General features: G+C 42.1%; 13 protein-coding genes. 8 read left to right on the top strand and 5 right to left on the bottom strand.

Annotated elements, in window-relative coordinates; all coding sequences use genetic code 11:
• Positions 1–36: 36 nt before the first annotated feature.
• Complete coding sequence (locus Q3A68_RS09525; protein WP_302900841.1) at positions 37–1,215, top strand: immunoglobulin domain-containing protein; 1,179 nt, start codon at positions 37–39, stop codon at positions 1,213–1,215.
• Positions 1,216–1,308: 93 nt separating this feature from the next.
• Entirely contained in the window at positions 1,309–1,866 is a 558-nt protein-coding gene (locus Q3A68_RS09520; RefSeq protein ID WP_302900840.1) for a class I SAM-dependent methyltransferase, read from the top strand.
• Positions 1,867–1,870: 4 nt separating this feature from the next.
• On the opposite strand, the gene Q3A68_RS09515 is transcribed toward Q3A68_RS09520, so the two are convergent.
• The 3 genes from Q3A68_RS09515 to Q3A68_RS09505 are packed head-to-tail and all read right to left on the bottom strand — an operon-like array spanning position 1,871 to position 4,929.
• Positions 1,871–3,046: a metallophosphoesterase gene (locus Q3A68_RS09515; protein ID WP_302900839.1), complete on the bottom strand. Its 1,176-nt coding sequence runs from the start codon at positions 3,044–3,046 to the stop codon at positions 1,871–1,873.
• A 20-nt stretch (positions 3,047–3,066) separates the two neighbouring features.
• A complete protein-coding gene (locus Q3A68_RS09510; protein ID WP_302900838.1) occupies positions 3,067–3,531 on the bottom strand; it encodes a hypothetical protein in 465 nt (154 codons plus the stop codon).
• A 54-nt stretch (positions 3,532–3,585) separates the two neighbouring features.
• Positions 3,586–4,929 carry an ArnT family glycosyltransferase gene (locus Q3A68_RS09505; protein WP_302900837.1) on the bottom strand — a complete coding sequence of 448 codons (1,344 nt, stop codon included), beginning with the start codon at positions 4,927–4,929 and terminating at the stop codon, positions 3,586–3,588.
• Positions 4,930–5,103: 174 nt separating this feature from the next.
• Here Q3A68_RS09505 and Q3A68_RS09500 point away from each other — a divergent pair, with 174 nt between their 5' ends.
• The 4 genes from Q3A68_RS09500 to Q3A68_RS09485 all read left to right on the top strand — a co-directional run bounded on the left by Q3A68_RS09500 (position 5,104) and on the right by Q3A68_RS09485 (position 9,884).
• Entirely contained in the window at positions 5,104–6,534 is a 1,431-nt protein-coding gene (locus Q3A68_RS09500) for a glucoamylase family protein (protein WP_302900836.1), read from the top strand.
• A gap of 86 nt (positions 6,535–6,620) precedes the next feature.
• Positions 6,621–7,472 carry a fumarylacetoacetate hydrolase family protein gene (locus tag Q3A68_RS09495; RefSeq protein WP_302900835.1) on the top strand — a complete coding sequence of 284 codons (852 nt, stop codon included), beginning with the start codon at positions 6,621–6,623 and terminating at the stop codon, positions 7,470–7,472.
• Between the two features lie 13 nt (positions 7,473–7,485).
• Positions 7,486–8,649, top strand: a complete 1,164-nt coding sequence (locus Q3A68_RS09490) for a glycoside hydrolase family 172 protein (protein WP_302900834.1) — start codon at positions 7,486–7,488, stop codon at positions 8,647–8,649.
• 5 nt (positions 8,650–8,654) lie between these two features.
• Positions 8,655–9,884 (top strand): DUF6786 family protein, encoded by a 1,230-nt coding sequence (locus Q3A68_RS09485; RefSeq protein WP_302900833.1) that lies wholly within the window; start codon positions 8,655–8,657, stop codon positions 9,882–9,884.
• A gap of 89 nt (positions 9,885–9,973) precedes the next feature.
• Here the strand turns inward: Q3A68_RS09485 and Q3A68_RS09480 are convergent, their stop codons facing one another.
• Positions 9,974–10,366, bottom strand: coding sequence for a response regulator (locus Q3A68_RS09480; protein ID WP_302900832.1), 393 nt, complete (start codon positions 10,364–10,366; stop codon positions 9,974–9,976).
• Positions 10,367–10,516: 150 nt separating this feature from the next.
• Here Q3A68_RS09480 and Q3A68_RS09475 point away from each other — a divergent pair, with 150 nt between their 5' ends.
• Positions 10,517–10,837, top strand: coding sequence for a hypothetical protein (locus Q3A68_RS09475; protein ID WP_302900831.1), 321 nt, complete (start codon positions 10,517–10,519; stop codon positions 10,835–10,837).
• Here the strand turns inward: Q3A68_RS09475 and Q3A68_RS09470 are convergent, their stop codons facing one another.
• Positions 10,838–11,092 (bottom strand): hypothetical protein, encoded by a 255-nt coding sequence (locus tag Q3A68_RS09470; protein ID WP_302900830.1) that lies wholly within the window; start codon positions 11,090–11,092, stop codon positions 10,838–10,840.
• A gap of 613 nt (positions 11,093–11,705) precedes the next feature.
• Between Q3A68_RS09470 and Q3A68_RS09465 the strand changes: the two genes are divergently transcribed.
• Complete coding sequence (locus Q3A68_RS09465) at positions 11,706–11,984, top strand: hypothetical protein (protein WP_302900829.1); 279 nt, start codon at positions 11,706–11,708, stop codon at positions 11,982–11,984.
• Positions 11,985–12,145 lie beyond the last annotated feature (161 nt).

The following is a 12,145-nucleotide window of genomic DNA, read 5'->3' as shown; positions in this document are numbered from 1 at the left end:
TTTCGGTTTTTAATTTCATTACCGGCCAGGCTGATTATGTATAATAATTATGCCAGAATAGGCTTGCTGTTTATTCTATTCGTTGTTCTGACCGATAAGGGATTTGCACAATGTTCCGTACCTATTGTTGTGGATCTATCTGGTCATGCTGATACCACATACACTCAGCCGGGGAGTAGCCGGAGCGGAAACTGTTGCGGTGGAACCAACTGTATAAGTTATAAAGTACTGATCAATCCGCAGACAGATGTATTGGCTATCACATCCGGCCAGTTCGCTGCGTCAGATAAGTATTATCTGGATTGTGCCGGCCCATATAATGTTAATCAATCCGCGTGTATATCGGGAAAAAGTTCTGTTATCATAACTTTTTGCAAACCGGGTAATAATGCAATTGATATTACATTCACAACAACAACCGGTATTTCCACTTCTCCTGATATGAATTTAAGACAGGGATGTACAGGCTCGATGAGCGTTACCGGATTGCAGACGTCAACCATTACCTGGACATCGATTTACCCCGGCACACAGGGCGCTTATAACTCCTACCTGAGCCAGACATCAGGTGTTTCAACCGTGAATGTAACCCCAGGGGCAAGCTCACCGGCTTATATCGATTATCAGGTTACAGGAATTGAACAATCACCGTGCAGTACGCTCACCAAAAGTGATACGGTAAGAGTTTATACTTACGCTCCGCTTACTGTATCACTGGCTTCCTCTAACCCTACCATTTGCTCGGGTGGTTCAGTTACATTAACCGCAACACCGAGCGGAGGTAAGCCGGCATACAGTTATTTATGGAGCAATGGAGCGACCACGCCATCCATCTCGGTCAGCACGGCTGGCACATATAGCGTTTCGATAAACGATCAGTCCGATCAGTCTGCCGCCGCCGGCTGTGGGGCGATGAGCCAGTCAATAAACATGACGGTAACCACTCCTGTAGCGCCTACCGCCCCTCCGGTAACCATTTGCACAGGAAATACAGCTACCCTTAACGCAATCGCCCCCGGTGGGCCATATCACTGGTATGATGTCAATCATAACCTGGTATGTAACTGTACTTCCTCAAGCATTACAACACCTGTTTTGACAAGCAGCACCACTTATTATGTATCAACCACGTTGGGCGGATGTCAAAGTCCGGAGACTGCAATACCGGTAACGGTTTCGCCGCTGCCACCTACGCCAAGTGTGGTGTCGCAATAAATAACTGGTTTTATTAGTAAGCAGATTTCTGATTATCTTCGGTCTGTGGGTTCTCTTGACGATTCTTCACGGATATTTCATTATCACCGCGCTATGATTGCCGTCCATGGCGCCGAAAGCAGTTTTGCTTTAGGCTGGCGAAATAAACACGATCAGCAAGTGCGGTTTGAGGCATTGGCAGACATTGCCGACCTGAATGGGAGAACGATAATGGATGCTGGTTGTGGTTATGCCGATTTGTACCCCTTCCTGAAAGAGCGCTATCCCTTAATGACCCATTACCATGGCGTAGAACAAATAACAGAATTAGTGGATAAAGCTATACTGCAATATGGGCATTTGCCGGATACCACCTTTATTGCCCACAATTTTTTACATGCCGATCTCCCATTGTGCGATTATGTACTAGCCAGCGGTTCGCTAAACTATGGTAGCTCTATCAATGGTTTTATTTATTCAGCGATTAAAAAACTTTATAGCCATTGCGGTATGGGTTTGGGTTTTAATCTACTGCGACATATGCCTGTTGACGGTACTTTAGTTGCTTACGATCCAGATGACATACTTTCTTTTTGCAAAATGCTGAGTCCAAACGTAGTACTTAAAATAGACTACGACGAGGCCGATTTTACCATATTCATCTACCGATAATCTATCAGGCAATAGCTTTCTTCAGTGTCAGTACAGTTATTTCCGGCCAGATGCCTACACGGCCTTTTAATCCTAGGAAACCAAAACCCCGGTTTACGTACAGGTATTTCCCACTCTTTTTATACAAACCTGCCCATTGTTTGTAAACATATTTGATCGGGCTCCATTTCCAGCCAAACAATTCGATACCGAACTGCATGCCATGGGTATGCCCTGAAAGCGTAAGGTGAATATGCTGATCGTGATCCAGCGTTACGGCGTCCCAGTGAGATGGGTCGTGCGACATTAATATTTTAAACGCACCATCCGGAACATGGCGTGTAGCCTTGTCCAGGTCACCATATTTATGAAAGCCTCCTTTACCCCAGTTCTCTACGCCAATCAACGCTACTGATTCATCCGCTTTCTTTACCGGAACAGCTTCATTCAATAGCAGGTTAAATCCTATCTCTCTATGCACATTTTTTAACTGGTTTAAATTAGCTTGTTGGTGCTGCTTGCTTTCCCATTTTACATAATCGCCATAATCATGGTTACCTAACACCGAAAACTTGCCGTATGGCGCTTTAAGTTTAGAGAAGAAAGGCACCCAGCGGTCCATTTCAGATGCCAGGTTGTTTACCAAATCGCCTGTGAACAAAATCAGATCGCTATTTTGCTGATTTACCAATTTGATACCTTTCGCAACCCCTTTTTCGCTGGTGAAGCTACCGGAGTGAATATCCGATAACTGCGTAATAGTAAACCCATCAAATGCCTCAGGTAGGTCATTGAAATATAAGGTCTCCTTATGTACCCGGTAATTATGGCGTCCACGTGTCAAACCATAAAGCAAACCTATAAACGGAATAGCTGCTATAACCAAGGCCAACTCACTAACTAAAGGGTTTCTGAGTGGAAAGCCGCGAAAAATCCTTGTGAAGTCCTCCAATGCTAAAACCGGCATGCCGAATAGCTTGGGCACCAGTGTTAGAAGGAGCATAGTCATCAATATAGGTGCCAGCTTAGGCATTGACTTACGTTGAGTAAAGGCGAATAGGAGTCCGACCATTAAGAACAGATCAAGCAGCCAATAGCCAGATAAAATAAAAGAGTTGTTAGTCAACGTTTCAACTGCCTGGTAAAAATAGATATCGGCAGTAACCAGTAGTAATAATATCAATGGAATTCGTGCGCTCATTTTTGTTTGAATAAATTAAGTTAAAAAGGCCTGAAGTTTGGGCGAGCGGTCAGCGGTGAAAATGACCACGGGACAGACGACAGAATGATCACCAAAGCAACTGTAAACCATATGGCCATCGTTTTGAATTTCTGCTGGTCAGTAGTTTTACGTTTAGCCTTTGCTGAGCCGATGGTAAGTACCGAAATGGCAATTACCATCATCGTGATGTGTTCCATTCCGAAAAAGCGTATTTGCCGCTCACGTACTGCTGTACTGGAATTATGCAGGAAATAACTGACCACCGGACTAATACAATATAGCCATACGCCGATAACTAACTGGGTATGTGCTATTGTTGTAGCGACTGACCGGATTATTCCATCAGCTTTGGTAAATGGTTTTTTGAGTAACCAGCCACGATAAGCTATGAATATAGAATAAAGCAAGCTGATAAGTACAAGCCAGCGAACGAGAGAGTGTAAAGCCAATAGAAAAAAATACATCTAAGCAGTTAGACGAATCAACTCCAAAAACATTTTAAATATTTTTTGAAATTTTTATGCAGTGGTATTTTCGGCTTGATTTATGCCGACGTCTTTCAGATCAGACAGACTGATTTCTTCTGCAATTTCATCCTCTGCGAACCGGATAGATGGTTTTTTCAAATGAAAGGCTAAAGTACCCAGCCAGAACAACAACACCGGTACCATTACATCCAGTTGGCGGGGATAGGCACTCAAAGCACCACTTAAGCCTAAATAAATGCCGGTAAGCAACAGCAGGAATTTCACCGGATAGATTATCCTTTTCCAGTTTAATAAAGTAATGGCAACGCCAATAAGCGATGACCACAAAAGTAACGATCCGCGAATGATGTTCCCGACAATAGTGCCATCCTGGTACGAATAGCTATAAGGGAAATTAAACAGCATGCGCGAGCAGTTGTAATAATAGTTTACTATAAATTTAAATGGATGATTTTCAATATTCCTGATCGCTGCCTGCTTAAAAAGAGCGTCTTGCTCAACCCCTTCATGTTTTAGAATAAATTTTATCTCTTTAAAATGATTTTTCTTCAGCATCACAGCTCCTTCAGGCGACTTGAATAGCATCGGGTATTGGTTATTGCTGAGTTCGGGTAATTTCCAGTCACCATATTCATTATTATAGGGCGAACTCATCCAGTACAAACTCATCCCGCCTGAATTCCCCCAATAAAAAATTTTGCCTGTCATGTGATAAGTATAGAACAGATAAGGCATGGTTACGGCAAAAGCTACGAGCAAAACTTTTACTGACAATAAATGATATGGCCGGTTCTTTTTAAAGAATAATAAAATAAGGCAAATAACAAGACCGACTAGCAGAACATAACCGAAGACGATCTTAGTTAATGTGAGATAGCCTAATATCAAACCTGCGATGATGCCATATTTAATGCTGCCGCGTGTGTAACATAACGTCAGCGAATAAATAAATGATGAAACCAGCAAGCAGGTAAATGCCTCGGTATACATAATGGGTAGTATCGAAAGCGCATTGGGATAAATGGCAAGCGGTAAAGTAAACAATAGGGCCATTTTATGATTGGTAACCAGCTTGAGCGCCTTATACAGAAAAACCAAAGCAAAATACTGGTACACCGCATTCATTAACGTGATCGTGAGTGAATGGATCCTGAGCCACATGAACGGTACAATGGTTAATGGATATCCGGGACCGTTCCATAAATCAATATGTGGTTTTGGTGGTGAATAGTAACCATGCAGCAGATGCCAGGCAAAATCAGCGTAACGAATCTCATCTCCATATAGCGTTGGCCACTTATTGATAAAGATAACAACGACATACAAAACAAGGAATGGCAAAAAAATGAAATAAGGGTTGCGCGTCAGCTTCATAGTTTAGAAGTTTAAAGATAATGGATATTTAAGTAATTTGTAGTAACCGCTTTGATAGATGCATAAGTATTAAACCCTGTTTTAACTTTACCCCGAACAAATAATTGTACTACCTTAGTACCATAAACCAATAGGCAGCCTTGCCTTTATTCCGTCATTTCTATCAAATTATAAATGAAAAAGAGCTTTATTCTTGCTTTTGTCTTAATTGCTTTTGTTGTTGCTGCATTCGCACAAAAGAAACATACTGCCATTAAAACAGCCGGACCCGTTGACATTACCCCAGTCGGTGTGGTGAAAAACATCAGCGATTCAGCATTGCTGGATATTGTGCAGCGACAAACATTTCGCTATTTCTGGGACTTTGCTCATCCGGTAAGCGGCCTGGCACGCGAACGCGACAATACGGTAAAAGCTGAATATTATTGGGATTACATTAATGAAGCAGATAACGAACCGAACCTGAGCAAATCTACCTTCGGACCGGAGGCTTGTGCTATTGGTGGTACAGGCATGGGAATTCTCTCGACTGTGGTTGCAGTAAACCGTGGATGGATAGGCCGCGATACGGCTTTAAAACGCCTGATAAAAATTGTTGACTTTCTGATCAAAGCAGATTGTTATCACGGCATTTACCCGCATTTTATGAATGGCAAAACAGGTAAAACCATTCCATTTGGCCGAATAGATGACGGCGCTGATATTGTCGAAACATCCTATCTGATGATGGGCTTGCTGACGGCAAAAGAATACTTTAAAGGAAACAGCCTGCCCGAAAGATATTTTCAGAAGCGGGTTCAACAAATGTGGTATGCAGCCGATTGGAACTGGCACAGCAATGGAGGCAATCAACATCTATACTGGCACTGGAGCCCTTATAACGATTTTGATATGAACTTCCCGGTGTTTGGTTATGACGAGGCATTGATTACTTATATAATTGCTGCTGCCTCACCTGGTCACCCGATATCAAAAGAACTCTATGAAAATAGCTGGGTAAAAGGCTCGGGCTGGAAGAATGGTAAAACCTACTACAATTATGTTCTCCCTTTGGGTAACTATAACGGTGGTGGGCCGCTGTTTTTTGAACAGTATACCTATTTGGGCATTGATCCGAATGGTTTGGCTGACGATCATGATATCGATTATGCTGTTCAGACAAAAAATCATACACTGATCAACCGGGCTTATTGTATCGACAACCCTAAACACTTTAAAGGATACGGTGCCAACTGCTGGGGCTTAACAGCCGGCGACAGTTGGAAAGGCTATGTTGCCCACTGTCCGGAAGATGACCGCGGGGTAATACAGCCAACAGCGGCATTATCCTCTTTTCCATATACTCCTGAATATTCAATGCAGGCATTAAAACATTTTTATTATGACATGGGCGATAAAATATGGGGGCCGTACGGCTTTGCCGATGGCTTCAGTGAATCGCATAACTGGTATGCCAAAACCCATTTGGCGATTGACCAGGGGCCAATTGTGGTAATGATCGAAAACTACCGCACCGGGCTGATATGGAAATTGTTTATGAATAATCCTGATGTGCAGAATGGTTTGAAGAGATTAGGGTTTAACAGTAAATGGATAAAGCAATAGCTGTTTGTAACGATTTGCTGAAGATTTGAAAAAGTCTTTCATAACATTTCGGAAAGCTTGTATATTGTATTTCCAATTATTACCTGATGAAACTTTACAAGCTCTCTGCCGGGATTATTTTGCAGCATAACAATGCCAATTACCTGATACAAAACGATTGGGATTCGCTCATTAACCGGGATGGGTTGTATAACCATTTAAAAGAGATAGTCCCTGAGTTGCCCGTGCTTACTGAAGCGATGGCTTCTGCTCATATCAACGAGAGTTTGTTACCACCCATCGGCAGGCAGGAGGTTTGGGCAGCAGGCGTTACCTACCTGAGGAGCCGTGAAGCGCGGATGGAAGAATCTGCAGATTCGGGTGCTGCCGATCTTTATGACAAGGTTTATGCTGCTGAAAGACCAGAGCTTTTCTTTAAGTCAATGCCGCACCGGGTGGCAGGGCATAATCAGCGAGTTTATATCAGAAGGGATTCTTCATGGAATGTGCCTGAACCTGAAATGACGCTGTTCATCAACTCAAAAGGAAATATACAAGGCTATACCGTTGGTAATGATATGAGCTCGCGCAGTATTGAAGGCGAAAATGCGCTTTATCTGCCTCAGGCAAAAATATATGAACGCAGTGCTGCACTAGGACCTTGTCTGTATGTTCCGGAGCAGCCCGTATCGTTAGATACGACTATCAAAATGAATATCAGCCGAAATGGTAGTGAAGTCTATTGTGATGAGACCGCTATCGGTAGGATGAAGAGAACTTTCCCTGAATTAGCAGGCTATTTATACCGTGAATGCGACTTCCCCAATGGAAGCTTCCTGATGACTGGCACCTGCCTGGTGCCTTCCAACGATTTTACCCTGCAGGAGAATGACGTAGTGTCTATCAGCATCGATCATATTGGCACTTTAGTAAATATTGTAAGTTTTAAACCATTATAATTATTTGATCACAATGAAAAAACAGCTACTTGGCTTTTTGATGTTTGGTTTGGTTGTGTTTTCGGCAGATGCGCAACAAAAGTTTAATGGCCTTGATGTCAATCTAAGCAATCTTTATCGTACGTCGGATGCGAAAACACGTTCCATCAGTCCTGAAAATTTTAATGGCGAAAAAGGTAAAGGCGGAATGGCCACCACAGGTACAGGGGCAGGCCCCTCGCGGGAGCTGGGTCAAAAATGGAAAGTGAGCCCAAGTGTTGTGATCAAAAAACATACGGTTTATACAATAGCAGAAATTGACGGTCCCGGTGCAGTCCAGCATATCTGGATGACCCCAACCGGTAACTGGCGTTACTCTATATTCCGTTTTTACTGGGACGAAGAAACTACACCATCCATCGAAGTACCCGTAGGCGACTTTTTTTGTTTGGGATGGGGTAAATTTGCTCCAGTCACATCGCTGGCAGTGGTGGCAAATCCGGGCAGTGGTTTAAACTGCTACTGGCCAATGCCTTTCCGTAAGAAATGCCGCATTACCATGGAAAACATTGATGATCATGATATGGTGCTCTATTACCAGGTAGACTATACCCTGACCGAAGTGCCCAAAGATGCTGGTTACCTACATGCGCAGTTCCGCAGGGTGAACCCATTGCCGCTTAAAAAAGATTATGTACTAGTGGACAGCATCAGGGGTAAAGGTCAGTACGTGGGTACCTATATGGCTTATGGCTCAAACAAGAATGGCTGGTGGGGCGAAGGAGAGATCAAATTCTTCATGGATGGAGACACCGAGTTCCCAACTATCAATGGCACCGGTACAGAGGATTATTTTTGCGGAGCTTATGATTTTGATACGCAAAAGAAGAATAAAGCAGGTGTTGAGAAGAGCGAATACACGGAGTTCAGCGGCCCATATACCGGTTTACCGCAAGTAATACGAGGAGACGGCCATTATGAGATTGCACAACGTTTCGGTTTATATCGCTGGCATATTATGGACCCGATCCGTTTCGATAAAGATTTGAAAGTAACCATTCAGGATTTGGGTTGGCACAATGATGGCCGGTATATGCCATTGCAGGATGATATCGCATCTACAGTATTTTGGTATCAAACCGAACCACATAACCCCTTCCCCAAGTTACCTGCTAAAGATCAACTGGAAGTAAACTAAAATTTATGAAACCGAACCCTATCCTTACATTATCTGTCGTTACTATATTGCTATGCTCATGCCATGGCAAAAAGAACAACAGCTTTAATACTGCCGTGGCTCCTCAAAAGGGAACATTTGGCTATGACCTTGATTTCCTTCGAAAAAAAGACAATGTTATTGTGTTACGTGACAGCAGCGGCGCAGCGGCAGTGGCCATTTCAGCGAAATACCAGGGTAAAGTATTTACTTCGACTGCGGAGGGTGATACCGGCAAAAGTTTTGGCTGGATCAATTATAAAGCATTCGACGCTCCGGTTGATCCGCACATGAATGCTTATGGCGGGGAAGACCGGCTTTGGCTTGGCCCGGAAGGGGGGAAGTTTGCCTTATTCTTTAAAAAGGACGCCAAAATGGTGTTCGACAATTGGGTTACGCCAGCACCTTTTGACCGCGAGAGCTGGAAGACCGTGGGAGTGAGCGATCATCAACTATTTCTTACAAAAAATATGAGCCTGGTGAACTATAAAGGAACGCAGTTGGATTTGAGAGTCGACCGTAAGATTAGCATATTGGAAAGGAATGACATCGGTAACATCCTAAAGATGCATTTGGATAGTGCAATTAAGGTAGTCGGCATCAAAACGGATAATAGCATCACTAATACTGGTAAGGATGAATGGACAAAACAAACGGGCGCGCCTTGTTTATGGAACCTGGATATGTTTGCTCCATCACCGAAGGCTACTGTCATTATTCCTTATGATGAAAAGGCAGGTGGCAAAGTAGCTACAACAGATTACTTTGGGCAAATTCCGGCAGACCGGGTAACCACAAAGAAAGCTCATTTGTTTTTTAAGGCCGATGGCAAATCGAGAGGGAAATTAGGCATGACTGCTGCAAGGACTCTCGCTATCGCCGGAAGTTACGATGCAATTAATAATGTACTGACCATTGTGTTGTTTGATGTAGATAAAAAAGCCACTTACCTTAACCAGGAATGGAAAACAGACAAAGATCCATTAGTTGGCGATGCTGTGAATGCTTATAACGATGGCCCTTTGGCTAGCGGTAATCAGTTAGGGCCATTTTATGAGTTGGAAAGCGTATCGCCAGGTGCTTTTTTAAAACCTGATGAAAAACTGACTCATCAGCATTATATTTTCCATTTTACGGGAGATGCAGCGGGATTGAATGCCATTGCCTCGAGAATGTTAGGTGTTTCTTTAGCGGATATCCAGTCTGCTTTCAAATAAAACCGGTTTTAAATAGCAGCGCCGGAAAAAGCCCGGCGCGTACTGATTTAAAAAACTATGAATGAAAAATCAAAACTGATTCGTGGTTATCAAACGCTGTGCTCGCAGATATAGTTAAGCGTTTGTTTTGATAGCGGCTTACTGATAAAAGAATTAACGCATTTGTATTTGCTTGACCGCTCTTTGTCCGATTCTCTGACTGAGGAAGTCATCACATATACCTCAATGTTTTTCTTAAAACTATTCTTTATTTGCTCAAATCTGTCCAGGAACTCCCACCCGCTAAAGTCGGGCATGGTCAGATCAAGAAAGATCACATCAGGCAGTTTCTCTGTCGCTGATCTGTTCTCTTCTATATACTCCAATATCATACTGCCATCAAAAGTGTAAGTGGCTTGTTTGCATGCTTCATTATTGTAAAGCATGGTCCGCATGATATAATGATCAATAGGATTGTCATCAATTAGTACAAGTTTACACATGGTGATATTTTTTATAGGTCTCAAGTAAACACATTTCAGCTTTATACTGCTGTGCTTTTAACTTATATGCAAATGATGTACCATTAAGAAAATTTGAACCTATTTACCGCGTCTCCGTATAAAATGCCTGCAACCTAATTAATTTGACACATGCATCCACATTTAATATCGGTGCTGAATTTGCGCAATCCATATCATCCCAAACCAAATGATCTAGCCCGCTATAATGCCGAAAAGGTGCTTAATTACATAGAGGATATTAATTTAGAGCAGAATTTAAGCTTTAAGCCTACAAAATCAGGTAGCCTGGCTATTGCTTGGAAAATCGACGAGTGGGAGTATCAAATGGAATGTGTAAAAAATGGTTATATTATTTACACTTTCACAAAAAGCGAATACGAAAAAGCAAGTGGATGTGAATTGTTTGATGATTTTATTCCCCAATTTGAGAAATATCTGCTAATGCTTTGATCAACCCGCTTTGAGTGACGGGCGTGGATCTTCGCTACTGATGTTCATCTCGGGATAGCCGATGTATTGAGCATACCACAAAAGCGCAGATGCGACCATTGGTCGCAGGTAATCCTTAATATTCACGGTTTCAAATGCTAATAAATCGCCCGGATAACGGCTGTAGAATTGTAGTTCTGATGGATTTGGCTGAAATGAATCCTTATTTAAGTGATGGACGCTGATGGTTAGCATGGATTTGACATCCCTGATCATGTCACCGCTCTCTGTTTGTACTAAGTAAAAGTTGGACGATAGCATCTGCTGATATATGTATTGCTAACACTTGTCAAAAAATGTACCATTTTGTTTCATTGCCAACTAATTTAATGTAATTCGGATAATTCTTTCGTTAAACTCATAATTAACTGTTAATAAGTGGAGATATAAAGATTATTTAAAGTAAAGATTGTGAATTTTTTTACCCTGACTCACGCTTTGCGGATACAGGATTTTTACAGGTTTAGAAATGATCCGATAAAAGGCAGACCCAAGCTGGTAAAAACCCATTTTAGCGTGCTGTGAATTAGTAACTTATCTTAATAATTTATTGCAGGAAATACTTTGAAATGTGCAGCTAAAGTATTATGTTAGATATGTGTTAACTGTGGGTGAAAATAACGATTGCGCTATATCCGACCCTACCTTCGGATAAAAGTATCTTTGATCGTTCGTTTTTCGGTGCTTAAGCCTTCAAAAAATTTAGTTTGACTACTTGATTCTTAAATTCCAGGGTGCGTTCCTTTATATGACATTAAAGGGCGGTTAGAAATTGGATTTTATGAAACAAAACGCGTTATGCAACGTCTTAAATGTGAAAATATAGGTTATGGTAAATCCTGTAAATTATCAGCTGCATACAAGCACGGGAGAGTGCCTGATTACAATTGAGCCCGTTTATGAAGAAATTGCCGGAGGTGACCTGTTTGCTACCGGGCGATATATTTTAATCGACCGGGGTACAACTATAGGCGAGATACGGGTTGATGGTGAGTCGGTTGAATGTGAATGGAATAGTGAGGATATTCTGGCCGATGAAAATGTACACCGGATTGTAGAATTTATAAGGGAGTATAATGAGCCCGAGCTTGCGGGATATTTGGATTAAACACTTGTTTATGATCCCGGGCAATCGTTTCTCGTCTTATTCCACTCGCTATATTATTACGGGGTAAATACTTTTCAATTTTTTTTAAAAAGTTTCATAATCTATTTAACATTTCCTTTAAAATTTAGATTGTTATTGTTACATTGGGCTTTCCAATTCAA

The sequence above is a fragment of the Mucilaginibacter tolerans genome, assembly GCF_030519375.1.
Classification (GTDB): Bacteria; Bacteroidota; Bacteroidia; order Sphingobacteriales; family Sphingobacteriaceae; genus Mucilaginibacter.
This window is presented reverse-complemented; position numbering and strand designations above follow the sequence as displayed.